25 protein-coding genes and 1 tRNA gene are annotated in these 22,048 nt (G+C 63.2%); 10 read left to right on the top strand and 16 right to left on the bottom strand.

What is annotated here, in order from left to right:
- Nucleotides 1-118 precede the first annotated feature (118 nt).
- The 3 genes from DIE04_RS22855 to DIE04_RS22845 all read right to left on the bottom strand — a co-directional run bounded on the left by DIE04_RS22855 (nt 119) and on the right by DIE04_RS22845 (nt 2,828).
- On the bottom strand, nt 119-526 hold the full coding sequence (locus tag DIE04_RS22855; protein ID WP_124485251.1) for a DUF2000 family protein: 408 nt from the start codon (nt 524-526) through the stop codon (nt 119-121).
- Nucleotides 527-570: 44 nt separating this feature from the next.
- Complete coding sequence (locus tag DIE04_RS22850; protein WP_124523216.1) at nt 571-1,440, bottom strand: AraC family transcriptional regulator; 870 nt, start codon at nt 1,438-1,440, stop codon at nt 571-573.
- A gap of 86 nt (nt 1,441-1,526) precedes the next feature.
- Nucleotides 1,527-2,828: an aspartate aminotransferase family protein gene (locus tag DIE04_RS22845; protein ID WP_124523218.1), complete on the bottom strand. Its 1,302-nt coding sequence runs from the start codon at nt 2,826-2,828 to the stop codon at nt 1,527-1,529.
- A 77-nt stretch (nt 2,829-2,905) separates the two neighbouring features.
- Between DIE04_RS22845 and DIE04_RS22840 the strand changes: the two genes are divergently transcribed.
- Nucleotides 2,906-3,790, top strand: coding sequence for a LysR family transcriptional regulator (locus tag DIE04_RS22840; RefSeq protein ID WP_185500408.1), 885 nt, complete (start codon nt 2,906-2,908; stop codon nt 3,788-3,790).
- A 264-nt stretch (nt 3,791-4,054) separates the two neighbouring features.
- On the opposite strand, the gene DIE04_RS22835 is transcribed toward DIE04_RS22840, so the two are convergent.
- On the bottom strand, nt 4,055-4,945 hold the full coding sequence (locus DIE04_RS22835; RefSeq protein ID WP_124523222.1) for an amino acid ABC transporter substrate-binding protein: 891 nt from the start codon (nt 4,943-4,945) through the stop codon (nt 4,055-4,057).
- Between the two features lie 569 nt (nt 4,946-5,514).
- Between DIE04_RS22835 and DIE04_RS22830 the strand changes: the two genes are divergently transcribed.
- On the top strand, nt 5,515-6,027 hold the full coding sequence (locus DIE04_RS22830; protein WP_124523224.1) for a hypothetical protein: 513 nt from the start codon (nt 5,515-5,517) through the stop codon (nt 6,025-6,027).
- Nucleotides 6,028-6,360: 333 nt separating this feature from the next.
- Complete coding sequence (locus tag DIE04_RS22825; protein ID WP_221621954.1) at nt 6,361-6,741, top strand: hypothetical protein; 381 nt, start codon at nt 6,361-6,363, stop codon at nt 6,739-6,741.
- Nucleotides 6,742-7,000: 259 nt separating this feature from the next.
- On the opposite strand, the gene DIE04_RS22820 is transcribed toward DIE04_RS22825, so the two are convergent.
- From DIE04_RS22820 to DIE04_RS22805, 4 genes are all read right to left on the bottom strand, one after another.
- A complete protein-coding gene (locus tag DIE04_RS22820) occupies nt 7,001-8,161 on the bottom strand; it encodes an IS30 family transposase (protein WP_124573287.1) in 1,161 nt (386 codons plus the stop codon).
- A 99-nt stretch (nt 8,162-8,260) separates the two neighbouring features.
- The gene (locus DIE04_RS22815) at nt 8,261-8,653 is read right to left on the bottom strand and encodes a ribonuclease E inhibitor RraB (RefSeq protein ID WP_185500407.1); all 393 of its coding nucleotides are present in this window, start codon (nt 8,651-8,653) and stop codon (nt 8,261-8,263) included.
- A gap of 182 nt (nt 8,654-8,835) precedes the next feature.
- Nucleotides 8,836-9,474 carry an SGNH/GDSL hydrolase family protein gene (locus DIE04_RS22810; RefSeq protein WP_260426268.1) on the bottom strand — a complete coding sequence of 213 codons (639 nt, stop codon included), beginning with the start codon at nt 9,472-9,474 and terminating at the stop codon, nt 8,836-8,838.
- Between the two features lie 302 nt (nt 9,475-9,776).
- Nucleotides 9,777-10,160, bottom strand: a complete 384-nt coding sequence (locus DIE04_RS22805; protein WP_124523310.1) for a cytochrome c — start codon at nt 10,158-10,160, stop codon at nt 9,777-9,779.
- Between the two features lie 110 nt (nt 10,161-10,270).
- Between DIE04_RS22805 and DIE04_RS22800 the strand changes: the two genes are divergently transcribed.
- The 6 genes from DIE04_RS22800 to DIE04_RS22775 all read left to right on the top strand — a co-directional run bounded on the left by DIE04_RS22800 (nt 10,271) and on the right by DIE04_RS22775 (nt 17,085).
- Entirely contained in the window at nt 10,271-10,654 is a 384-nt protein-coding gene (locus tag DIE04_RS22800) for a hypothetical protein (protein ID WP_185500406.1), read from the top strand.
- Nucleotides 10,655-11,211: 557 nt separating this feature from the next.
- Complete coding sequence (locus tag DIE04_RS22795) at nt 11,212-12,369, top strand: M20 aminoacylase family protein (RefSeq protein ID WP_124523308.1); 1,158 nt, start codon at nt 11,212-11,214, stop codon at nt 12,367-12,369.
- A 50-nt stretch (nt 12,370-12,419) separates the two neighbouring features.
- Entirely contained in the window at nt 12,420-14,099 is a 1,680-nt protein-coding gene (locus DIE04_RS22790) for a sodium:solute symporter family transporter (RefSeq protein ID WP_260426267.1), read from the top strand.
- 14 nt (nt 14,100-14,113) lie between these two features.
- Nucleotides 14,114-14,449: a DUF485 domain-containing protein gene (locus DIE04_RS22785; protein WP_185500405.1), complete on the top strand. Its 336-nt coding sequence runs from the start codon at nt 14,114-14,116 to the stop codon at nt 14,447-14,449.
- A 558-nt stretch (nt 14,450-15,007) separates the two neighbouring features.
- Entirely contained in the window at nt 15,008-16,069 is a 1,062-nt protein-coding gene (locus DIE04_RS22780) for a porin (protein WP_124523304.1), read from the top strand.
- 98 nt (nt 16,070-16,167) lie between these two features.
- Complete coding sequence (locus tag DIE04_RS22775; protein WP_124485262.1) at nt 16,168-17,085, top strand: LysR family transcriptional regulator; 918 nt, start codon at nt 16,168-16,170, stop codon at nt 17,083-17,085.
- A 339-nt stretch (nt 17,086-17,424) separates the two neighbouring features.
- Here the strand turns inward: DIE04_RS22775 and DIE04_RS22770 are convergent.
- A tRNA-Leu gene (locus DIE04_RS22770) sits at nt 17,425-17,509 on the bottom strand.
- 149 nt (nt 17,510-17,658) lie between these two features.
- Between DIE04_RS22770 and DIE04_RS22765 the strand changes: the two genes are divergently transcribed.
- On the top strand, nt 17,659-18,984 hold the full coding sequence (locus DIE04_RS22765; protein ID WP_124523300.1) for a leucine-rich repeat-containing protein kinase family protein: 1,326 nt from the start codon (nt 17,659-17,661) through the stop codon (nt 18,982-18,984).
- Between the two features lie 44 nt (nt 18,985-19,028).
- Here DIE04_RS22765 and DIE04_RS22760 read toward each other — a convergent pair whose 3' ends face one another.
- The 7 genes from DIE04_RS22760 to DIE04_RS22740 all read right to left on the bottom strand — a co-directional run bounded on the left by DIE04_RS22760 (nt 19,029) and on the right by DIE04_RS22740 (nt 22,012).
- Nucleotides 19,029-19,658 (bottom strand): LysE family translocator, encoded by a 630-nt coding sequence (locus tag DIE04_RS22760; protein ID WP_124523298.1) that lies wholly within the window; start codon nt 19,656-19,658, stop codon nt 19,029-19,031.
- A gap of 84 nt (nt 19,659-19,742) precedes the next feature.
- Nucleotides 19,743-19,919, bottom strand: coding sequence for a hypothetical protein (locus tag DIE04_RS29860; RefSeq protein WP_185500404.1), 177 nt, complete (start codon nt 19,917-19,919; stop codon nt 19,743-19,745).
- Between the two features lie 32 nt (nt 19,920-19,951).
- Nucleotides 19,952-20,398 carry a copper chaperone PCu(A)C gene (locus tag DIE04_RS22755; RefSeq protein WP_124523297.1) on the bottom strand — a complete coding sequence of 149 codons (447 nt, stop codon included), beginning with the start codon at nt 20,396-20,398 and terminating at the stop codon, nt 19,952-19,954.
- 43 nt (nt 20,399-20,441) lie between these two features.
- The gene (gene copC, locus DIE04_RS22750; RefSeq protein ID WP_124523295.1) at nt 20,442-20,807 is read right to left on the bottom strand and encodes a copper homeostasis periplasmic binding protein CopC; all 366 of its coding nucleotides are present in this window, start codon (nt 20,805-20,807) and stop codon (nt 20,442-20,444) included.
- Nucleotides 20,804-20,947 carry a hypothetical protein gene (locus tag DIE04_RS29855; protein WP_185500403.1) on the bottom strand — a complete coding sequence of 48 codons (144 nt, stop codon included), beginning with the start codon at nt 20,945-20,947 and terminating at the stop codon, nt 20,804-20,806. Before DIE04_RS29855 ends, copC begins: the two co-directional genes overlap by 4 nt.
- Nucleotides 20,948-21,036: 89 nt before the next feature.
- Entirely contained in the window at nt 21,037-21,414 is a 378-nt protein-coding gene (locus tag DIE04_RS22745) for a DUF2946 domain-containing protein (protein WP_044846867.1), read from the bottom strand.
- Between the two features lie 103 nt (nt 21,415-21,517).
- The gene (locus tag DIE04_RS22740) at nt 21,518-22,012 is read right to left on the bottom strand and encodes an SRPBCC family protein (protein ID WP_044846907.1); all 495 of its coding nucleotides are present in this window, start codon (nt 22,010-22,012) and stop codon (nt 21,518-21,520) included.
- Nucleotides 22,013-22,048 lie beyond the last annotated feature (36 nt).

Genomic DNA, 22,048 nt, shown 5'->3' with positions numbered 1-22,048 from the left:
CTCGGCATCGTCGTCGTCGCGCTCGGCGTGTGGCTCGCCAGCAAGCACGGCGAACGGTTCGGCCGGACGCGGCGGCCAGGCATGGAAGCGGCCCGCGGCAGCGAGCCGGACGCCGGGTTCACGCGTGCAACGCCAGACCCTTCACGGCTTTATCCACGGCCTTCTTCGGCCCGTGCAATGCAAGGCCGACCAGATCGAGATTCGTCGCGTCCCCGGCGCGAAACACTTCGCGATTGGCCGCGTCGTGCCCGGTCGAGAACATCGCGCGCACGTACGGCACGATCCTGACTTCGCGCGACAGCGCGTGCCGATGCGCGGCCTGCAGGCCGTCGAGATCGGCCGCGAACACCAGCATCGGCTGGCCGAACATGCGGCCGTAGCGATTCCCGGCCGCATCCTCGTAAGGCTCGCCGAGCGCTTCGGGCGCGCCGGCCGCGACGCCCGTCGCGAGAAATGCGACCACGTTGAGTTTCTGCCACGCCGCGAGATCGTCGCGCACGATCAATGCCACTTTCGTATCGAACATGAGTGCTCCTCGTTGAAGCGCTCATGATCGGATAGCCGGCGCGATCAGTCTGGAACGTTTGTGCACATCCGCCGATAGGCGGCCGGCGTCATCCTATACGCACGCCGGAACCAGCGGCCGAGGTGACTCTGGTCGGCGAAGCCGACGTCCGCGGCGGCCTGCGCCGGCGTGCGGCCCGCCGCGAGCAGCCGGCGCGCCGCGCGCAGGCGCAGGCGAACCAGGTACGCGTGCGGCGACGTTCCGTACGCGCGCTGGAACAGCCGTGTGAGCCGGAAGCGATCGATGCCGGCCCGCTCGGCGAGTTCGTCGAGGCCGAGATTGCCGTCCAGATGCGCGTGCAGCAGGTCGCGCACGCGCACGATCGCCGGCGGCACGGTGCCCGTGCTCGCGTTGGCGCTTGCCGCGACCGACTCGCGCAACTGACCGCCGAGGCGCATGAGGAGACGGTCGAGCGTCTGGTCGCGCGCGAGCTTGCCTTCGTTGCCGTGGATCGCGAGAAACGCGTGGCGGATCGCGTCGACGAGGCGGCGATCGTCGACGAGCGTATGGCCGAACGCGGCTTCGACGCCGCTCAGGCCGGGAAGATCGATTCGGCGGGCCGCACGTTCGACCCACGCCTGTGGCAGGTACAGCATCGAGTAGGTGAAGCCGCCGGCTTCCGGTGCATGGCCGTCGTGCAGCGCGCCCGGTTCGATCAGGATCGCGCGGCCCGGCACGCTCGTGTGCAGCGACCGATGACACTGGAAACGCTGTACGCCTTGTTCCGTGAAGCCGATCAGCATGTCGTCGTGATCGTGCGGATCGTACGCATGCCCGCTGAAATGCGCGCGCAGGCTTTCGATCCCCGTTTCCGGATCGCGGCGCGCGACGAGCCAGTGTTCGTTCGTGCCGTTGTCGTTTGCCGCGCTTGCCATCGCTCGCCTCGCTGCCCGTCGTCGTTGCCTGCCGGATAGTGTACGCAGATCGTACGCGCTTCGCGCGGCAGCGACGGGCGGCGGGGTTACAGCACGCGTGCGATCGCCTGTTCCAGCAGCGACAGCCCGAGATCGATTTCCGCTTCGCTGACGGTCAGCGGCGGCGCGATCCGGAACACGCCGCCCATTCCGGGCAACTGCACGATGTTCATGCTGAGCCCGAGGTTCATGCATTCGCGCGTGATCTTCGCGCCAAGGCCGTCCGCCGGCTCCTTCGTCCGCCGGTCCTTGACGATCTCGACGCCGAGCAGCAGGCCGCGCCCGCGCACGTCGCCGATGCAGTCGAAGCGCTCCATCAGGTCGAGCAGCCCGCGCCGCAGCCGGTCGCCCATCACGTTCGCCCGCTGGACGAGGCCGTCGCGCTGCACCACGTCGAGCACGCGCAGGCCGACCGCTGCCGGCAGCGGGTCCGACACGTGGGTCGTGTAGAACAGGTAGCCGAGTTCGTGCGCGCGTTCCTCGATCCGCGCGGACGTGACGACCGCCGCGAGCGGCAGCCCCGCGCCGAGGGTTTTCGACAGCGTGAGGAGGTCGGGCGTCACGCCGTCGCGCTGGCACGCGAACATCGTGCCGGTGCGCCCGACGCCGGTTTGCGCTTCGTCGAGGATCAGCAGCATCCCGCGCTCCTCGCACTTGCGCTTGAGCGCCGCCATGTAGCCTTCGGGCAATTCGATGATGCCGCCCGAGCTGAGGATCGGCTCCGCGATGAACGCGGCGAGGTTGCCGCTCGACTGGCGATCGATCAGGTCGAATGCGTAGTCGAGTTCGGCGAGATAGTCGTAGGTGCCGTTGCGCTCGAAGCGCGGCCGGTACGCGAACGGCGCCGGAATCGCGAACGAGCCGACGGCGGCCGGGCCGACGCCCTTGCGGCCGGCGCTGTACGTGGCGGATGCCGCCGCGCCCGTCATCCCGTGCCACGACTGCGCGAAGCCGACGATCTCGTACTTGCCGGTGACGAGCTTCGCCATCCGGATCGCCGCTTCGTTCGATTCCGCGCCGGTGCTCAGCAGCAGCGCGCGATCGAGCCCGGGCGGCGTGAGGTCGGCGAGGCGCGTCGCGAGGTCGACGACGGGGCGCGACAGCATCCCGCTGAACAGGTGATCGAGCTTGCCCGCGTATTCGTTGATGACGGAGACGATCTCCGGATGGCTGTGCCCGAGCACCGCGCTCATCTGGCCCGACGTGAAATCGAGGATCGCGCGGCCGTCCGCGTCGTAGACGAAGCTGCCTTGCGCGCGCTCGATGATCATCGGCTCGAACGTGCCGCCGTAGCGGATCAGGTGCTGCCTGGCGTTGTGCCAGAAGGTTGCGTCGTCGTTCAGGGACATCGGGCTTCTCCGGACAAGGGCCAAGGATCGCTTGCAGTCTAGGCGCCGGTCTGGTTTTATGGAAACGAATAGTTCTTATGCAAGGTAGAAAAGGAGCTAATACCTTGGCACGTTCGCTCGAAATCGACCTGCTGCGCTCGTTCGTCGTCATCGCCGAAGTGCGCTCGCTCAGCCGCGCGGCGGCGCGGGTCGGCCGCACGCAGTCCGCGCTCAGCCAGCAGATGCGGCGGCTCGAGGAAAGCGTCGACCAGCCGCTGTTCCAGCGCACCGGGCGCGGCCTGCTGCTCACGCATCCCGGCGAGCGGCTGCTCGTGCATGCGCAGCGCATCCTGCGGCAGCACGACGAGGCGATGGCCGATCTGTGCGGCACCGGGTTGTCGGGCACGATCCGGTTCGGCTGCCCGGACGATTACGCGGGCGTGTTCCTGCCTTCGCTGCTGCGGCAGTTTTCGAGCCAGCATCCGCAGGCGATCGTCGAAGTCGTGTGCGGGCCGACGCCGCGCTTGCTCGAACAGCTCGACAAGCGGGCGGTCGATCTGGCGATGGTGTCCGTGCCGGACGATGGCTCGGACGGCGACTTCATCCGCCGCGAGCAACTGGTGTGGATCGGCTATCCGGGGCTCGATGCCGCGCGGTTCGATCCGTTGCCGCTCGCGCTGTCCGATCCCGATACGCTCGATCACATCGCGGCCTGTGAGGCGCTGCATCGCGCGGGCCGCGATTATCGCGTCGCGTATGCGAGCAGCAGCCTCGCGGGGCTGACCGCGCTGGTGCGTTCGGGGCAGGCGTTCGCGGTGATGACGCAGACGGCGGTGCCGGCGGATCTGGCCATCCTCGCCAGCGATCGCGGATTGCCGCCGCTGCCGGCGGTCGGCATTACGCTGCGGTTCGACCGGAAGCGGCCGTCGCATCTGACGGCGGCGTTCGCGGAGCATATTCGGGCGGTGTTGCCGGTGCTGTGAGGGCGGGGTAGGGCGTGTGGGTGATCGGTCGAGCGATGCGCCGTTTTCTGATGGAGAGGGGGAATGCTGATGCAGCAGTACCTGCGCCTTGTCTGATAGGGATCGGCACACGAAGCTACGCCACGACCTACGCTCGATCTTTTCAGGACTGGCCGATGCCGACCCATATCAGCCCTTCGGGCCAGCGGAGGATCAATGGCGGCTCAATGCCCCGTTGCGGTCATTTGTCGTCGTCCCGCGCGAATTCCAGATGCGTGCGACCGGTCATTGTGCAGGTCGATCACTGCGTGCGATCAGGTTTCCCTTCAGCGCTGCGCTCATCGGCATCTTGAGATTTGCGCCGCGCGGTGGAATCGGCGATTCGAACCACTTTGCGTACAGGCGCGCGAACTCACCGCTCTTCATCAGCCGGGTCAGCGTACCATCGACGAGCCGCTTGAACGCCGGATCATCCTTTCGCACCATACACGCGTACGGCTCGATCTGCAGCGCTTCGCCGACGACTTCCCACATATCCGGGTCGCTAGCATTCGCACGTAGCCCGTAAAGCAGAACGTCGTCGAGTGCGAGCGCCGCCGCTCTGTCGTCCGCAACCTCCTTCAGAGCTTCGGCATAATCCTTTGTCAGCACCACGTCCGCATCGACATGCTGCGCGTCGAGTTGGCGGCGTAAGGCCTTTTCATTGGTGCTCCCGCCGACGGTCGCGACGACCTTGTGTGCGAGATCAGCGTAATCACCGATGTGTGATTCACGTTTGGTCATGAGTCGCGTGCCTGCGTAGAAGTAGTTGGTCGAAAACGTGACCTCCTTGCCGCGCGCCGATGTATTTGTCGTCGATCCACACTCAAGGTCGATGGTGCCGTTGACGAGCAACGGAATCCGGTTTTGCCCGGTAACAGGCACGTAGACGGTATGTAGGTCCGGTTTTCGAAGCGCCTTTCGGACGTCATCGACAATTTCTTCAGTCACGTCCATCGAAAAGCCAACGGCCTTATGCGGCGTCAGCAGATAGCTGAAGGGCACCGCAGCTTCCCGATATGAAACGACGATCTGATTGGTTCGCGCAATCTTCTCCAACGTCTGCGCGTTCGCGGCCGTCAAGGCGGCATGACCTACAAATAATGCGGCGAGCGCGGCAAAGGATCGATGCATCATGATGCCCTCCCTGTTCACGACATATGAGCCCGGCGATACTTTCTTCGACTTGCGAGTCGGATTTGGTTCTGAATCGAACGCGCGCGCTGGAGATGGCCGACCACCGTGCCACACCACTGTAAGCCGAGTTGATCGCACTCCGTTGATCTAGGTCAACCGCATTGCCTCCTTTGACACATCGTTTTGGGATCAATATTTGGCCCAGCCATCCTGTCTCTCGGAAAGCGGAATTGCGCCGACCGCAAGCGTGAAATCCCGGCTAATGAGCACAAGTGATTGGTAAGGGAGCGTTCGACTTCCGTCTGCCAATGACCGTTGGCTTAGCGTTATTCGCCGAGCCACGCGCTTGGCAAATAACGCTTCATGACCGAGAGCGCCAATTCGATGAACGTCCCGGAAAACCGACGTTGAAATCCTCCACGTCAACTTTTCGGAGATTCGTTTGAACGCGAACTATTGGCGAAAAGCGCGCATTTGATTAGCTCCAGTTTGATGGATCCGATCTGTTGTCTTGCATTGCCCTTTGCGGTCTTGCTAGAGTGCAAGGGGTTCCCTGCTGGGAGACGGCCATGCATCTGAAAGTGTTTGCCGCGACATGCGGCGTGCTTTTCGCTTCGACGATCGCTATTGCGCAGGAGAAGCATATCGCCGCATTCGACGCACCAGCGAGCGGAAACAGGTACACGAAGCAGTACATCCTTGAAGTCGGCGATGTGCCTGAGCACAAGCTACGGCTATACGAGTTAGTGCGCAGTTACGGTCGCAAAGACCAGACAATTGAGGGCGTCGTTCTCAAAGAAGCCGTCATCCGCGCCACAAGCGACCTGACCGACCTGAATGGGCTTGGCCGCAGCTACGTCGAATACAGAATGGAGAACGGCGACAAGATTTTTGCTCGCGGATACTTCCTCAACCACAAGCTGCCAGGCAGCGACCGCCTGAAGAACCTCACAGAGTTGGATATCACGGGCGGCACCGGCAAGTTCCGCGGCATTCGTGGCATCGTCCGCGCGGAAACCGTTGCCGACTCCAAGGCCTTCAACCAGAACCGCACCGAATTCGAATATTGGTTCGAGAAGTAGCTACAACGATTGCTTCAAGTCTGCGAGCGCCTTGGCGAATCCGATGTCCCACATCGGGTTGGGCGCTTGAATTCGTTAGTTCGTAGATGCGGGAAGCGGCTGTGATCTCGTCCGTCAGGTTCCGGAGTAATGCAGCCATTCCAACGGCAACTTTCCCGACTCGACGAACGTCCGGAAGTGGCCGAACTGCGCCATACGATGCTGTCGCGCCGCTCCGGCGAGCCGGCGACGTCCGAGCGGCGCAGATCGACCCGAAGGAGACCTTCGATCTTCGCCAAAGCGGCCGTTCGCAATGCGCTAAGCTACCGGTAGCTAGTCCGCCCAGAGAAGAACGTGAACAAAGGGCCCGTTGGGATGTGCAATATCCCGGCGGAGGCGGCTACAACATTTATCCAGGAGGCAGACGTCGTGACAGGTGATCTGGTTCTATCTGCCAAGCGTGTTTGGTACTACTCGGAGTGCGATGAATCCGCATTCTTCGAGTGGCTCGATAAGCTGCCTTGTGTGAAGCGCTATGAAGGCGAGCTAGACGTATTGAGCATCTATGTCGATCAAGCGAAGGTCGATGAGAGTGCTTTGCGCGAGTTGCTTGCTCTGTTCCGGCGTTATGCGGTGGAGATGAAGCAGCTTCGAGTCTTCGACCGAAATGCATTCGCGTCCTGGTTCCGCGATCCACGGGCCTACTGGCATGCCGCGGTGTTTCAAGCCCAGTGACGGATCTCATCGCATGCATGCGGTGCTGCGGTGAACGGGACATCGACTACTCATTAACGCCTCACGTTGTAGTTACCGAGGATACAAAATCCTACCCTCAGGCAGGATGTCTTCTGTGAATGTGCGCACCGATCTTTGTAACGTCGGCTACCTTAAGGTCGTATTCGTAAATCACGAACGTTCGCAGGTTGGGACCGGCGCAGCTCTCATTGTCGGTGATTTACGTGGCTGCCCCGAATGTCCGAAAGTGGCGGTGGATTCAACCGGTCGATGCAACAGCTTGATGGAATCGTTCAGCCGGTGTATCGAAGTTTAGTGTCTTGCGGGGACGTTCGTTGAGCCGTCGGGCAATGGCGTTAAGCTTGGCCTGCGAGTAGGTAGAGAGGTCCGTTCCTTTTGGGAGGTACTGTCTCAGAAGCCCGTTCGTGTTTTCGTTCGTGCCGCGTTGCCAGGGATGCTGGGGATCGCAGAAGTAGACCTTGATGTCCGTCGCGACAGTGAAGCGCTTGTGGCCAGCCATCTCCGTACCCCGATCCCACGTCAGCGATTTATACAATTCCTGCGGAAGCTTGCCGGCGTGTCTTATCAGAGCATTGACGACAGCGTCAGAGTCCTTGCTGGCAATCTTCACCAACATCACGAACCGGGTCTGGCGTTCGACGAGTGTTGCAATCTGACTGTTGGCGTTGCCGAACAGAAGATCGCCTTCCCAGTGCCCGGGTATTGCTCGATCCTCGGCCGTGCCCGGGCGTTCACTGATCGATATGGCATCGCGGATGTTCGTGCGGTCCTCGGTCTTTAGTGTGTGTTGACGCGATCGACGCATGGCCCGAGAACGGCGCAGGTGTTCCAGCAGTTCTCTTTTCAGCGCACCACGGGCCTGGATATAGAGGCTCCGATAGATAGTCTCGTGCGACACCTGATAGTCCTTGTTGACCGCATACACGTGCTTGAGCCAACCCGCAATCTGCTCCGGCGACCACTGCAATCGGAGCTTGCTTGCCACAACCTGGGCGAGTGTCCGATTCCTGACCAGCTTACATGTCTTTGGGCGCCGTGCGCGGTCCCAGGCGAGCGCGTCGGCCTGGGTCGCCCGATAGTACTGCCTTCCGCCATTTCGCTGCACTTCGCGGCTGATAGTAGATGGCGCACGTCCTAACCGCGCCGCTATCGATCGAATCGACTGGCCGGCGACGACTGCGCGCGAGATTTCCTCGCGTTCGGCAAGCGTCAAGGCCAGCTTTGAACGGTGTCGAGGCGCTGGCTGTATTCCGCCAGTCCTGACGAGAATCCCCTGAATAGAGGAATGGTGGCGATCGAACAGTTGGGCAATCTGATGAAGCGTGTCACCCTTGCGCCACCGCTCCCACATCAGGGCCTTTTGAGTCTCGGTGTAGTAGATCCTGCGCCGCTGTTTCATTTGCAACACCTCCACTGCATACGCAGCGTCTAGTGTGTTGCATCGACCGGTTGAATCCGCCGCCGGACTGCGACGGCGGCAATACATCGAAAAATGTTTTCAGTTGCGTTTCTGAACGACGCACCCCCAACCATCGTAGGTCAGCCCAAAAAATGCAGAGATACACGTCATGAATCCCGACACAGCTAAAATATTGTGCTGGAGAACTGGCATATTGATGAAGACTAGGACGCGAAAATGGTCGTCGACTTGTTCCACCGAAGCGCGGCCGTACTGGTAGTCGTTAATGAAACCGGAAACAATCGATGCCTTTTCGGCAGACGGTGCGATCAGGCAAAAATCGACTTCGCGAGGTACGCCAAAGTCGTCTCCTTGTGCATCCATTACACGCAATTGATCAACGTCAGCAACTGCAGTTTCCATCAAAGTCTCGATAACTGACACGGCTTTCCCCTCTTTTTTGTATCGTTGAATATTTTCAATGACGACCATGATCGAGTGCTTACTGTCGATTTGCATATCGTGGATTTCACCATGCTACCTGCGGTGAACGTCGGGAGAGATGTTGTTCGTTGTCGACGATCTACGATCTGACACCGAATGACCCTTCTTGGCCGACTGCCGCCCGACGCGGTCGGCCGTAGCCGACGGCGGATTCAGCCAGTCGCTTTCCTCTACAGCGGACGTTCAAGCTTTACGTTGCACATGCCCAGATCGACCACTGGCCCAGAATCCTCAACCAGTAAATCCACGATCTGCTCGCTGACGAGCTCAGCCCAACAGCGATATTGCCCAGCCCCGGGGTGAAATCGATCACGGGCCATCTCGAGCGGCTTTGCTGCCCAATCAAGCGATATATAGCGCGCGGCAGCGTCCTGGCTAATCCACCGCCGCAGCGTGCGGTCCAGAGACGCGGCATATCGGCCCAGGTACCAGCGCAGCGGGTGCTGCGCCGCTGGCAGAATTCGCAATGGCGGTAGCCCTGTTGCTACCAGACCGAATGCGCCGGTGCGACGGCGGACTTCTTCAACCAGTCGCCGATAGTCTTGCAGGAACTGGCGTGGCGAACGTTGCGACGTTACATCGTTAGTACCCAATGCGGTCACGAGAAAGTCCGCCGGCTGTAATTCGCTCTGCCTTAATAGCGCTAGAGACTCTTCAGTGTTGACACCCGACTTTGCCACCAGTTGCCATGTAACGGGCCTGCCCAGTTTGATAGCCAGCATTTTGGCGACCGGTTGCGCTAATGCCTGTACCTGATCGTCGACCCCCACTCCTGCCGCCGACGAGTCACCGACAACCAGAATTCGCAAGGCCGGTTGCAGGGCCTCTCGCGAGCCTTCCCTGCCGCAACGAGGCCCTGCTGCTTCCGGTAGGCGTAGCGCCGTTCGCCTTAGCCTGCGTGCCTGTATCACCAGAATTGGGCCGAGGACAAACTTGTAGAGTGGCAACATTTTCAGTTCAGATCAGAAGAGGAACAACGGTAGCCCCATGCACGTTTTGACACGGTCTGGGCCGAACCCGGCCCCGACGATGAGCCGGCAATGCGCTCTGCCGATGATGCTTCCGAATCCGACAGTACTCGACCCATCGCGGTCAGACGGTCAACACGGAATCATCGGCTTTTGGAAATCACGTCACTCATGTAGTTATTCAGATCGCGAAAATCCTGAACGGTCCAGGAGTGCGGCGCAAGCTTTACGCCGTTTTCCCTCAAAGTTCTCGGAATCAGGTCCCCGTTCGGACGAAGTATTACCGATGAAACAATGACGCCTGGATAATCATGGAGTCGCTTTTTGAACGCAGCAGTTGTGAGGTCAGGCGTGGCAGGATTGCTTTTCTTGGCCAATGGCCCGGTGCCCGTGATATCTGCGCCATGGCACATCGCGCATCTTTGTATATAGAGATTTTTCCCGTTGATGTTTTGCGAGAAGGATGGTGAAGGTTGAGTCAACACCAACGCTCCTAGCGAAGCGATCAACAATTCTCTCGTTTTCATTTGGTCTTGTCGTATCACGCAGATTGCTGTGCCTGGGAGTATAAACGCGTGATCGTGGAATGGTCGCTCTTGGCCGTACATGGAAATTGGCCGATCAGCCTGACTGGAGGTTGGCTACGCAATCGTTGATTGCCTGTTCGAACTGCGGATTGGATAAATCGACACCGACACGCGCAAGCGAAAGCAGCAATTGCTCCGCAGCCGACAGCCGCTACCGCCGCCAACCGGCGTTGCAGGCGGCCGTCACGGCCGCGATGATGGGCGCCGTCGAGAAGAGCCGTGCGGGCATCGCGGCTGGCGTGCTCCATGCGAGCAGGCAAAGCGGCTCCGCATTCGGCGTGGCGATCTTCGGCGCGCTGATGAGCACCGCGCAGACCCCGGGGGGAGGCGTGCGCGTCGCGATCTTCGTTGCGACCGGGTTGTCGCTGGCGGCGGCTGGATGCTGGCGCATCACGCTCGGGCGGGCAGTCCGCGAGCCGAAACCCGCAATCTGATTCCATTCACTCGAACAATTCAACCGGATCGCCCGTCGGACGCGGTCTGCGACGCCGTGTCGGCGCGCATTGCCGGGCCGCCGTTTCGCGCATCGACGGCGCGACGCCAGCCGGCAGCCGCGTCTCGTTCTTCGATGACGCGCCGGTCCACGCATCGGACCGGTTTGCCGATGCAATAAAAAACCGCGAAGCCTTTCGCTGTCGCGGTTCTTTTAACGTGCCCGAAACACGGAGCAACCGTGTTCCGCTGCCGACGGCGAGACTCGAACCCGCACAGCTTTCGCCGCTACCCCCTCAAGGTAGCGTGTCTACCAATTCGGCGGCTATCTGATCTGGCGACTGCATTTGCGCTCACGGAGGTCGCTGCGCATGGCGGCCGACAAATCCGCCGGTGTCGTCGCGTGCCTATGTGCTCTCTGCATAGGAAATACCGAAACTTTGCATTGGACCGCATATTTTGCGATTTCTAGAATCGGGCGAACGTCGAGCCTTGTTCGACAGGTTCGTTCAGCCACGTCGCGCTTGCCGCGCGGCAGCAATCCCCGAGGAATCGTTCCATGCAGATCAGTACACCCGTCGCCGCACTGTCCGAGGACATGAAAGCGTGGCGTCGACAGATTCACAGTCGTCCGGAAATCGCGTTTCAGGAAACCGGCACGGCAGCGTTCGTCGCGGAGTTGCTGCGCTCGTTCGGCATCGATACGCATACCGGAATCGGCCGCACCGGCGTGGTGGGCGTGATCGACGGTAACGGCGGGCCGGGCCCCACGATTGCGTTGCGCGCCGACATGGATGCGCTGCCGATCCAGGAGGAAGGCCGGCCGGTTTATCGCTCGGTCCATCACGGACTGTTTCATGGCTGCGGTCACGATGGACACACCGCGATCCTGCTCGGCGCGGCGAAGCTGCTGGCCGGCCATCGCCAGTTCAAGGGGCGGGTCGTGCTGGTATTCCAGCCGGCCGAGGAAATCGTCAAAGGCAGTCAGGCGATGCTCGACGATCAGTTGCTCGCGCGTTTCCCGTTCGACGAAATCTATGGGTTGCACAACCATCCGCAGCTCGAACCGGGCAAGATCGGCGTGCGCGTCGGATCGCAGCTTGCCGCGGTGGATTTTTTCTCGATCGAGATTCGCGGCACCGGCAGTCATGGCGGAACGCCGCATCGTAGCGTCGATCCGATCGCCATCGGCGCGTTGCTCGTCACCGCATTGCAGACCGTCGTCAGCCGCGCGATCGATCCGCTCGACAGCGCGGTGCTGAGCATCTGCCAGTTCGTTGCGGGGGCGACGGCGAACGTCATTCCCGATCGCGCGTCGCTGCAAGGCACCACGCGCGCGCTGTCGCCGCTGGCGCGCGAACGCGTGCATCGGCGCATGCGAGAGATCTGCGACGGCGTTGCGCTATCGCACGGATGCGCGATCGATCTCGACGTTTCGCACGGCACGCCGGCCACGATCAATGCGGAAGCTCCGGCGCGATGTGTCATGGCGGCTGCCGATACCGTGGTCGGCGCCGCGAACGTGCTGACCGACGTGGCACCGTTGATGGCGGGTGACGATGTCGCGCGCTTTCTCGAGGCGCGGCCCGGTTGTTATTTCTTTCTCGGGCAGGGCGGTCACATGTGCCATCACCCCGAATACGACTTCAACGACGACGTGGCACCGATCGGCGTCGCGATTTTCGACGAAGTCGTGCGTCGCCGTCTCGGCGTTTGACGGAAAGCGTCGCGCGACCGAAGCATTCATAAAAAATGGAGGAGAACATCATGGAACGTGCAACGTTTCGCGCCCGGCGGACGATGGCCTCGCTGTCGGCAGGCGTGTGCGCCGCGGCCGCAACGGGCGCGGCATGTGCGGCCGAAGCACCGGCGCAGCGCGTCGCAAGCGGGTATACGCTTGCGCCGTTTCTGCTCTTCGTTGCGTTGACGCTCGGCATTACGTACTGGGCATCGCGTCGCAACCGCTCGGTTTCGCAGTTCTATACGGCCGGCGGAAGTGTCACGCCGTTGCAGAACGGCTTCGCGCTCGCAGGCGACTACATGTCCGCATCGTCGTTCCTCGGTGCGGTCGGCATGATGGCCGGCTCGGGCTACGACTCCATCATTTACGGCGTCGGCACGCTGATCGGCTGGCCGATCCTGCTGTTTCTCGTCGCGGAACCGCTACGCAATCTCGGACGCTTCACGCTCGCCGATGTCGTCGCATTCCGTCTCGCGGAGCGTCCGGTTCGGAGCCTTGCCGCCGTGAATTCGCTGGTGATCGTGCTGTTCTATCTCGTCATCCAGCTGGTCGGCGCCGGCAAGCTGATCCAGCTGCTGTTCGGCGTGCCTTACATGGTGGCGATGCTGGCGGTTGGCGCACTGGTGCTCGTGTACGTGCTGATCGGCGGGATGCTGGCCACCACGTGGGTGCAGATCGTCAAGGCGGTGCTGATGGTCGCGATCGGTACGTATCTGGCGTTCAAGGTGCTGCAGGCGACCGGCTTCAGCGCCAGTCGGCTGATCGCCACGGTGGTGCAGTCTCATCCGGCCGGCTCGGCCGTGCTGGCGCCGAGCCGGCTCGTCACGAATCCCGTGGATGCGATTTCGCTCGGCATGTCGTTGATCTTCGGCATGGTAGGCCTGCCGCATATCCTGAGTCGCCTGTTCACCGTGCGTGACGGCGCCGCGGCCCGGCAATCGGCGTTCTACGCAACCGCGCTCATTGCGTGGTTCTATACCGCGGTCGTCGTGATCGGCGCGGGTGCGATCGTATTCGTGCTCCGCAATCCCGCTTTCCTGGATCCGGTCACGCACACGCTGATCGGCGGCGGAAACATGACGGCGATGCATCTGAGCCATTACTTCGGCGGCGACGTGTTCCTCGGCATCATGTCCGCAGTTGCGTTCGCAACGATCCTGGCGGTCGTCGCGGGCCTCACGATTTCGGGCGCATCGGCGGTCGGTCACGATCTGTACAAGCGCATCCTGTGCCGGGGGCAAGCCGATCCGGCACGCGAACTGGCGGTATCGCGCCGGGCCACGTTCGTACTGGTCGCGGCCGCGCTGCTGCTGTCGCATCTCGTGCAAAACCTGAACATCAGCTTCCTGGTCGGGCTCGCGTTCTCCATTTCGGCGAGCACCAACTTCCCGATCCTGATGCTGTCGATGTTCTGGCGAGGATTGACGACGCGCGGCGTACTGGCTGGCGGGATAGTCGGGTTGGTGTCGTCGGTCGGGCTGCTCGTGACCGGGCCGACAATCTGGGTGGGCATCCTGAAGCACGACAGCGCGCTCTTTTCGTACGCGAATCCGACCCTGTTCTCGATGACGCTGGCGTTCGGCGTCGCATGGCTCGCATCGATTACCGACTCGTCCGCTCGTGCGGCGGCGGAGCGCGCGGGATTCGATGCGCAGATGTTCCGCAGCGCGACCGGAATCGGCATCAGCGCTCCCCAAACTCACTGATCACTGGAGCAACCATGTCGAACGTCAATCACCCGGCAGTCGTCGCGCGCAGCACCGATGCGAACGCAAGCGTCGACGCACGCACGCGCGACGTGGCCCGTCTGGTCCGGCGTCGCACACGCCTGAGCATCGGCATGAGCGTGCTCGTGCTGGGCATCTACTTTGCGTTCATCCTGACCGTCGCGTTCGCTCCGGCCGTGTTGACACGCCACTTCCCGGTCGAATCGCCGATGACGGTCGGGATCGTCGTCGGGATCGGGCTTTACTGGTTCTGCGCGATCGCAACGGGCGCGTACGTGTGGATAGCCGGCCGCTGGATCGACCCGCTCGTCGGGCGGATTGCCCGATGAACGGGCGGGCGCGTCCGGGTTCGCGATGACGAAGCCCGTTGCGCGGTCGCATGGCGACCGGTACGAATCGATATGCCGTGCTGTCGGAACCACGCCGATTTGTCCGGGACTCGCCGTCTAGCCGAATGGATGTCCTGATCGTCGTGCGCCGCGGTAGTCCAAGGTCACAACGCGTCGTTCGCGCAATCCACATCAGAGCCGTGTCTCCTTGTGCGCGTGTCAGTCATGAAACTGATACGCGCTTTTTTTTGACGAGGATGGCCATGTCGGTCGTGACCGACATGATCGAAGCGCCCGCTCGTGCGTTCCTCACACAGTCATCGGAGGGGCATGCAACTCTTGCATCGCCGGACGACAAGAATCTCATTGGATGGTGATTTTTTAGCTGAATACGATGCATCGCGGTCTCGAAGATTCACGCGGACGCATGCTCCGGTGCCGCGCATGCGATGAAGAAAATCGGTTTTCCAACGATTCGGTATGCGAAATGGATATGCCGTAACGAGCGGGAATGCGTGGAGCCGGATCGCAGCGCAATCCAATCAATGATGGGACGACATGAAAAACAGAAAATCAGTGAGGAGACTGGCGACGACCGCGTTGACGCTTGCGTGCGCGACGGGGGCGGATGGCGCCCGCGCGCAGAGCTCGGTGGTCATGTACGGCATCCTGGATATCGGCATCCAGAGCTTGACCAACGCCGGATCGAACGGGAAGTCGTCGCTTGGCATGCTGGGCAGTGCGTTTCTGCCGTCCCGCTTCGGCATCAAGGGCGACGAGGATCTCGGCGGGGGCTACGGTGCAATCTTTCAGCTCGAAAACGGCTTCGACCTCGGCAAGGGCACCCTCGTGACGCCGGGCACGTTGTTCAACCGCCTTTCGAGCGTCGGGTTTCGATCGCCTTATGGCCGGCTGACGTTCGGGCGGCAATACAGCGTACAGTTCGACAAGACGGTGCTCTATGATCCTACGTATTTCGCCAACGACTCGACGCTTTCGCTGAACGCGATCCCGCTGGCGACGCTGAGGCTGAACAATGCGGTGAAGTTCCAGTCGCAGCCGTTTTACGGATTCAATGTCGAGGCTGAATATGGCTTCGGTCAACAACTTCCGGGCAACGGCCTGGCCGGCCGGTATGTCGGTGCGGCGCTCGAATATGACCGGGGAGCGCTTGCCGCTCGCGTGCTTTACGAGCAGAGTCGCGGTGCGAGCGCAGGCGGCATCGATGCGTCGGGGCGGGTCGATGAGCGGTACAGCGCGGCGCTTCGTTATACGGTGGGCGGCGTGACCGTTGCCGCGGGCGTCACGCGCGTGGTCGGAGACCTCCAGTTGACGCCGCGCGGCATGGCTTACTGGGGCAGTGCGAAGGGTTTCGCGACGCCGACGATTCAATGGTACGTGCTGGGCGGCCGCTACGCGTTCCAGAGCACGCCGGGGCATCCGACGCTGTTGGTCGGCGGAGGCGAGTATCTGCTGTCGAAGGCGACGTTTCTGTATGCGCATGTCGGCACGGTCTGGAACTCCGGCGAGAGCGCGTTCGGCGTCAACAGCTTTTCCAGTGTGGGCCAGCCTGGCAAGAGTCAGGTCGGCGTGAGCGTCGGCATTCATCACCGGTTCTGATACGGCACACGGGCGCCACGATCGAGCCGTTGCGGCGAAGGGCGCGACTATACTTTCCGCACGTGGGCAGGTCGCTGCCCGTGAACGCCTGATTTCACATGAACCTTCGCAAACTGCAACATGTCCTCGCGCTCGCTCGGTGCCAGAATTTCAGTCGCGCTTGCGCGGAGGTGCACCTGAGTCAATCCGCGCTGTCACGCAGTATCCAGTCGATCGAAGCGGAGTTCGGTATTTCGCTGTTCGATCGCGGCGCGCAACGTATCACGCTGACGCCGCACGGCAAGGTATTCGTCGAGCGGGCGCGCCGGATCGATTTCGAAGTGCGGGAGCTCAGGCGCGACCTCGCGCTGCTCGAGCGCGGGGAGTTCGGCGATCTCTGCATCGGGCTGGGCGCGACGCCAGCCGCGCTGCTCAGGCAACCCATCCTGACGTTCGGGGCCGTTAATGCGCCCCAAGTACGCGTGGTACTCAAGCGAGGCAATACTGCCGACCTGCTCGGCATGTTGCTGGCGGAGCGCATCGACATGTTCGTTGGCGATATCGCGTCGCTCACGCAGCAGCCGGAAATCGAGATCGTGCCGCTGCCGAGATGGCGGGCCGCATTCTTCTGCGGTCACGCGCATCCGCTCGCGGGCATGGCTGGCGTATCGCCCGAGAATCTATTGAAGTATCCGGTCGGCTGCACGCATCTGTCGAAGTACGCGCTCGACGATCTTCAGCAGCATCTCGGATATCCAATCGCGGATCGCATCAAGCTCCAGAGCGACGATTTCGGCGAGCTGGAGGCGGCGGCAGCCGTCAGCGATGTCGTCATTCTTGGCAGCCGGCCAGTATTCGACGAGGCGGTTCGGGCGGGAAGGTTGCATCCGGTGCCGCTCGATCCGCCGCTGGCTGGTTCGGCCTGTTTCGGGATCGTCACGCTCGCGGGCAGAACCCAGTCTGCCACGATGCTGAGAATCAATGCCTTGGTGCAACGTGTGTTCGACAATTTCGCGGAGGACTTGCCGACACGCTAGCTCGGTGAGCGGGGGCCTGTTGCTCTATGAGGCGGGCGATATCGACACGGTGCGGCGACTCGTGCACGAAGCCCGTTCAACACGGAAGGGGTCTGGAGGACGGTCGATATCCGCTTTTTTTCCTGAACCGGGCAGACGAGCATTGATGCGTGTTTTGCGTGCGGCTCATCGTATCCGGGAGGTGCGGATGCGAAAGGGCGCATGCGGATGCGGGCCGCCGTTTGCGCAGTCTCGCCGGCCGGGGTTGCCTCGGTCGTTGCGCAGCGGACAACAAAAAACCCGCGAAGCCATGCGCTGTCGCGGGTTCTGCAAATGCACGAAACACGGAAAAACCGTATCTGGTGCCGACGGCGAGACTCGAACTCGCACAGCTTTCGCCACTACCCCCTCAAGATAGCGTGTCTACCAATTTCACCACGTCGGCACTTCAGTACTGCAAGGGGCGCAATTCTAGCGCCACATTGCGCGTTTGTGAAGGGGGTGTGACGCGATCGCGGGGCAGGCGAGGGGGAACCCGGTAAAATTCGCCGGATCGATCCGACGATCCTCGCAACCGCAACCCGTTTTCTCCCCGTGACGACGACCCTCGAACAACTGCAGGCCGGCCAGCTGTCGGGCGCCCGGCAACTGAAGCTTGCGTGCGGGCTGACCGAATTCCCGCGCGAGATCTTCGATCTGGCGGATACGCTCGAAGTGCTCGACCTGTCCGGCAATGCGCTGTCCGCGCTGCCGGACGACCTGTCGCGGCTGCATCGCCTGCGCATCCTGTTCGCGTCCGGCAATCGCTTCACCGAATTTCCTGAAGTGCTCGGCACGTGCGCGCAGCTCGACATGATCGGCTTCAAGGCGAACCGGATCCGCACGGTGCCGCGCGACTCGCTGCCGCGTGCGCTGCGCTGGCTGATCCTGACCGACAACGAAATCGACGCGCTGCCCGCCGAGATCGGCGATTGCGCGCGCCTGCAGAAGCTGATGCTCGCGGGTAACCGGCTGCGTGCGTTGCCGCCCGAAATGGCCGCCTGCCGTGCGCTGGAGCTGGTGCGGCTGTCGGCGAACCGGCTCGACGCGCTGCCGGACTGGCTGTTGCGCCTGCCGCGCCTCGCGTGGCTCGCGTCGGCGGGCAATCCGTTCGGCGCCGCGCCGGAAGCCGCGGCTTCGGCCGAGCCGGGCGTCGCGGACATCGACTGGAGGTCGCTGACCTGCGACGAGAAGCTCGGCGAAGGCGCGTCGGGCGTAATCTACCGCGCGCAATGGCGTGTGGACGGCGCCGTGCCGCGAGCGGTCGCGGTCAAGCTGTTCAAGGGCGCGGTGACGAGCGACGGCCTGCCCGATTGCGAAATGGCCGCCTGCCTGCACGCCGGGCGCCATCCGAACATGATTCCGGTGATCGGCAAGGTGCGCGGTCATCCGGACGGCACGCACGGCCTCGTGATGGCGCTGGTCGATCCGGCGCTGACCAACCTCGCCGGGCCGCCGAGCTTCGCGTCCTGCACGCGCGACGTGTATGCGGCCGATGCGCGATTCGCGCCGGCCGACGCGCCGCGGATCGCGCTCGGCATCGCGTCGGTCGCCGCGCATCTGCACGCGCGCGGCATCATGCACGGCGACCTGTACGCGCACAACATCCTGCACGACGGCAAGGGCGGCGCGCTGCTCGGCGATTTCGGCGCGGCGTCGGTCTACGACGTGAACGACCGCGAGCGCGCGGCGCGGCTCGAACGGCTGGAGGTCAGGGCGTTCGGTCATCTGCTCGGCGAGTTGCTGGCGCGCTGCGAGCCGCCTGCGTGGGAAGGCTCGCACGCACTCGACGCGCTGGCGGCCGCGTGCCTGAACGAAGATATCGACGCGCGGCCGTCGTTCGGCGAGATTGCGGCAGCGCTGGCCGAATCGAAGGGCTGACGATTCCGCCCGCGCCGCGGCGCGGGCCGTCGCCGTGCGGATGCTTACGCCTGCCGCGCGGTCAGCAGCTTGATCCCGAGCCCGACGAACAGCAGCCCGCTCGCGCGCTTGGCCGCGCGTACCCACGGGCTGATGCCGATGCCGCGATGGAGCCGGCGCACGCCGAACGAATAGACGCTGTGCACGATGACGACGGTGCAGGCGATCGTCGCGTACATCGCGACGAACTGCATCGCGAGCGGGCGATCGTGCGCGATGAACTGCGGCATGAATGCCGACAGGAAGATCATCGTCTTCGGATTGCTGCCCGACACGAACAGCGCTTCGCGGAACAGTTTCCTGCGGTCGGGCTCGACGATCGCGGCCTTGCCGTCCGGCGAACGGGGGTTGCGCCCGCCGCGCAGTTGCCGGATGCCCAGATAGATCAGATACGCGGCGCCGACGACCTTCATCGCGATGAACAGCGGCGGCATCTCGGCCAGCACGGCGCCGACGCCGAACGCGACGAGCATGACCACCGCGCCTTGCGCGACGAGGTTGCCCGCGATCGTCGCGGCGGTGCCGCGCGAGCCGTAGCGCACCGTGTTGCGGATGACGAGCAGCACGTTGGGGCCCGGCGACAGCGTGGTGGCGAGATAGGCTGCGGCAAACAGCAGCCAGGTCTGAATGGACATGCGGCGCTCCGAAAGGCGGGTTCTGCGGTCGGGGTGAATCCGTGCATGATGCCACGGCGGCGCGGTTCACCCCGACACACGGCGTCAACGCGCGCCGCGCACGCAGTAGGCGGCGATCGACGACGGCGAATCGATCGCGGACGGCCGCGTCATCCATGCGATCCACCCCGCCCATAACCCGCAGACGATCAGCACGGCGACATTCAGCGGCGTCCGGTAGCGGACGATCAGGTTGGCCAGCGGCAGGCGTTCCTTGCTCATGTGCATCTCCTTCGGTCGTTGCGCAGGCGGCGTTACTGGCCGATGTAGGACGGCGCCTTCGCGTCGCAGGTCACGGACGCCGTCGCGCCGTCGGCGAAATGCAGCCGCAACGGCACCTTCGCGCCGGGCGCGACGGGCTGGCGCGGCTCCTCGAGCATCACGTGATAGCCCTTCGGCCTGAACGTCACCGTGCCGTGCGCGGGCACGTCGACCGCTTCGACGTGAACCATCTTCGCGGTACTGCCGGCCGTCTGCGTTTCGTGCATCATCGCCATCCCGAACGCGGGCGTATCGATGCCAGTGAGCGTGACGGGCTTGTCGCCGTCGTTCTTCAGCGTGAAATAGCCGGATGACGGCACCGTCGCCGGCATCGTGCGGATCCAGCATGCATCGGCCTGGACGGCCGACGCGGCGAACGTGGCGGGCGCCTGCAGCGCCAGCAGGGCGAACAGCAGGCTGGTCGGAATCGAGGGTTTCATTGTTGGTGTTCCTGATCGGGTAGGGAAGCGGGCAGCGTGTGCGTTACTTCAGCGTGAACGCGTAGCGGCCCTGCGTGCGATGGCCGTCGCTCGCCACCGCGACCCACGCGACCGTGTACGTGCCGGGCGTCAGGTTCGCCAGTGCGACATGCATCCGCTTCCGGTTGCCGGCGTCGACCGCGGATTTCCCGTCGGCGACCGACCGTCCGTGGCTGTCGGTGACGGCGATCGAACTGAATGCGGGTTCGAGCGTTTCGCTGAAGTCGATCGTGACCGCGTGCGGCGCGCTCGACAGCGTGGCGTCGGCGGCCGGTTCCAGGGTTTTCGGGTGCGCGTGCGCGTGTGCGGCCTGGGCGACGACGAAGCCGAGAGCGACGAGTGCGCCGCGGAGGAATGCAGTGGTTTTCATGACGGGATGATCCGGTTGGAAATGATAAGGAAAACGATGTATTCGAATTCGGCACGCGGCCGCGCGTTCACGCGCGCGCAACGGCCTGAAGCGGACGAGCGCACGCACGGCACGGCGCCGCGAGCAATACGGTCGAACATGATCGTCCTTCGAAACGTGACACGGCATGCACGCGCGGACGCGTGCGGACGGCGCGATGCGCTGCGGCATCACGCGCGGTGACGACGAATCAGGACGCGAGCGGCGGGGCGCGCGGCTGCGCGGCCGTGAGCGGCAGCGCGCGGCGCAGGCTTTCGAAGCGGGTTGCTTCGCGGTGCTGGAGCGGGTGGACGTTGGCCGCGAACGTCAGTTCGGGCGCGGGCAGGGCCGGCGTATGGGCGAGCAGGCTGCAATAGCCGCAGGCCTGCAGATGCGCCTGCAGGCTTTTCGACGACGCATCGCCGGCGTGGCCACCGTCAGCCGGCGCGGCCGTGCAGTGGCCGGCAAGCAGCGCGTCGACGCGGCCTTGCGTCGTCAGCGCCTGCGAGATCGTCGGCGCGAGCGCCGTCATCAGGATGGCGAGCATCCCGATCAGACTGACGATCTTCCGGAAACGACGACTCAGCATGCGATGCGCGGGGCGGCGTAGGGTAACGATGGAGCGGATTATGCCATGCACCCGCGGCTAGGGCATGCGGGCACGTGGATACCGGGAATGACGCGCGGCGCGCTCACGCGTGCTTCGCCAGATATTTCGTGATCAGCATCATCTGCGCGGCCCAGCCGTGATCGTTCATCTCGCGCGCCTTCGCACGGCGCGCTTCGATCAGCTGGTCGAAACCCGTCTCGGTGACCGTCAGCAGCGTGCCGCCGTCCTTTTCCGCGAGCGCGAACGTGACGAGCGTCATCGGCTCGGACGTGTAATCGAAGTTCGGGTCGATCGCGAACGGATGCCAGCGAAAGGAGAACAGTTGTTTCGGCTCGACGCGATCGACGACGATTTCGAACACAGTGCCCGCATACGGCTCCTGTGCCTTGGCGATGTCGTCGTCGACGCGCGTCGGCGTGATGCGGCCGAACAGCGGCTGGTCGGGCACGAACGGCCCGTCGAACGACACGCCGAACCAGATGCCGAATTCGCCGGCATTGCTGACGGCTTCCCAGACGCGCGCCAGCGGCGCGGCGAGCAAGGCTTGTTTCTCGATGCGATCGGTGGACTGGGTCATCATCTTCTCCAGGCAGGCATCATCGTTGCGGGACGG

The sequence above is a fragment of the Burkholderia sp. Bp8994 genome (assembly GCF_003853805.1).
Lineage (GTDB): Bacteria > Pseudomonadota > Gammaproteobacteria > Burkholderiales > Burkholderiaceae > Burkholderia.
This window is presented reverse-complemented; position numbering and strand designations above follow the sequence as displayed.

What these genes read in the sequence shown, in the direction of transcription:
- DIE04_RS22830 (WP_124523224.1), top strand. Translation starts at nt 5,515, where the DNA reads ATGCATCTGAAAGTGTTTGCCGCGACATGCGGCGTGCTTTTCGCTTCG.
- DIE04_RS22740 (WP_044846907.1), bottom strand. Translation starts at nt 22,012, where the DNA reads ATGACCCAGTCCACCGATCGCATCGAGAAACAAGCCTTGCTCGCCGCG.
- DIE04_RS29860 (WP_185500404.1), bottom strand. Translation starts at nt 19,919, where the DNA reads ATGAGCAAGGAACGCCTGCCGCTGGCCAACCTGATCGTCCGCTACCGG.
- DIE04_RS22805 (WP_124523310.1), bottom strand. Translation starts at nt 10,160, where the DNA reads ATGAAAACGAGAGAATTGTTGATCGCTTCGCTAGGAGCGTTGGTGTTG.
- DIE04_RS22850 (WP_124523216.1), bottom strand. Translation starts at nt 1,440, where the DNA reads ATGGCAAGCGCGGCAAACGACAACGGCACGAACGAACACTGGCTCGTC.
- DIE04_RS22760 (WP_124523298.1), bottom strand. Translation starts at nt 19,658, where the DNA reads ATGTCCATTCAGACCTGGCTGCTGTTTGCCGCAGCCTATCTCGCCACC.
- DIE04_RS29855 (WP_185500403.1), bottom strand. Translation starts at nt 20,947, where the DNA reads ATGTTCGACCGTATTGCTCGCGGCGCCGTGCCGTGCGTGCGCTCGTCC.
- DIE04_RS22840 (WP_185500408.1), top strand. Translation starts at nt 2,906, where the DNA reads ATGCAAGGTAGAAAAGGAGCTAATACCTTGGCACGTTCGCTCGAAATC.
- DIE04_RS22855 (WP_124485251.1), bottom strand. Translation starts at nt 526, where the DNA reads ATGTTCGATACGAAAGTGGCATTGATCGTGCGCGACGATCTCGCGGCG.
- DIE04_RS22835 (WP_124523222.1), bottom strand. Translation starts at nt 4,945, where the DNA reads ATGATGCATCGATCCTTTGCCGCGCTCGCCGCATTATTTGTAGGTCAT.
- DIE04_RS22790 (WP_260426267.1), top strand. Translation starts at nt 12,420, where the DNA reads ATGGAACGTGCAACGTTTCGCGCCCGGCGGACGATGGCCTCGCTGTCG.
- DIE04_RS22820 (WP_124573287.1), bottom strand. Translation starts at nt 8,161, where the DNA reads ATGAAACAGCGGCGCAGGATCTACTACACCGAGACTCAAAAGGCCCTG.
- DIE04_RS22815 (WP_185500407.1), bottom strand. Translation starts at nt 8,653, where the DNA reads ATGGTCGTCATTGAAAATATTCAACGATACAAAAAAGAGGGGAAAGCC.
- DIE04_RS22775 (WP_124485262.1), top strand. Translation starts at nt 16,168, where the DNA reads ATGAACCTTCGCAAACTGCAACATGTCCTCGCGCTCGCTCGGTGCCAG.
- DIE04_RS22785 (WP_185500405.1), top strand. Translation starts at nt 14,114, where the DNA reads ATGTCGAACGTCAATCACCCGGCAGTCGTCGCGCGCAGCACCGATGCG.
- DIE04_RS22845 (WP_124523218.1), bottom strand. Translation starts at nt 2,828, where the DNA reads ATGTCCCTGAACGACGACGCAACCTTCTGGCACAACGCCAGGCAGCAC.
- copC (WP_124523295.1), bottom strand. Translation starts at nt 20,807, where the DNA reads ATGAAAACCACTGCATTCCTCCGCGGCGCACTCGTCGCTCTCGGCTTC.
- DIE04_RS22755 (WP_124523297.1), bottom strand. Translation starts at nt 20,398, where the DNA reads ATGAAACCCTCGATTCCGACCAGCCTGCTGTTCGCCCTGCTGGCGCTG.
- DIE04_RS22795 (WP_124523308.1), top strand. Translation starts at nt 11,212, where the DNA reads ATGCAGATCAGTACACCCGTCGCCGCACTGTCCGAGGACATGAAAGCG.
- DIE04_RS22745 (WP_044846867.1), bottom strand. Translation starts at nt 21,414, where the DNA reads ATGCTGAGTCGTCGTTTCCGGAAGATCGTCAGTCTGATCGGGATGCTC.
- DIE04_RS22780 (WP_124523304.1), top strand. Translation starts at nt 15,008, where the DNA reads ATGAAAAACAGAAAATCAGTGAGGAGACTGGCGACGACCGCGTTGACG.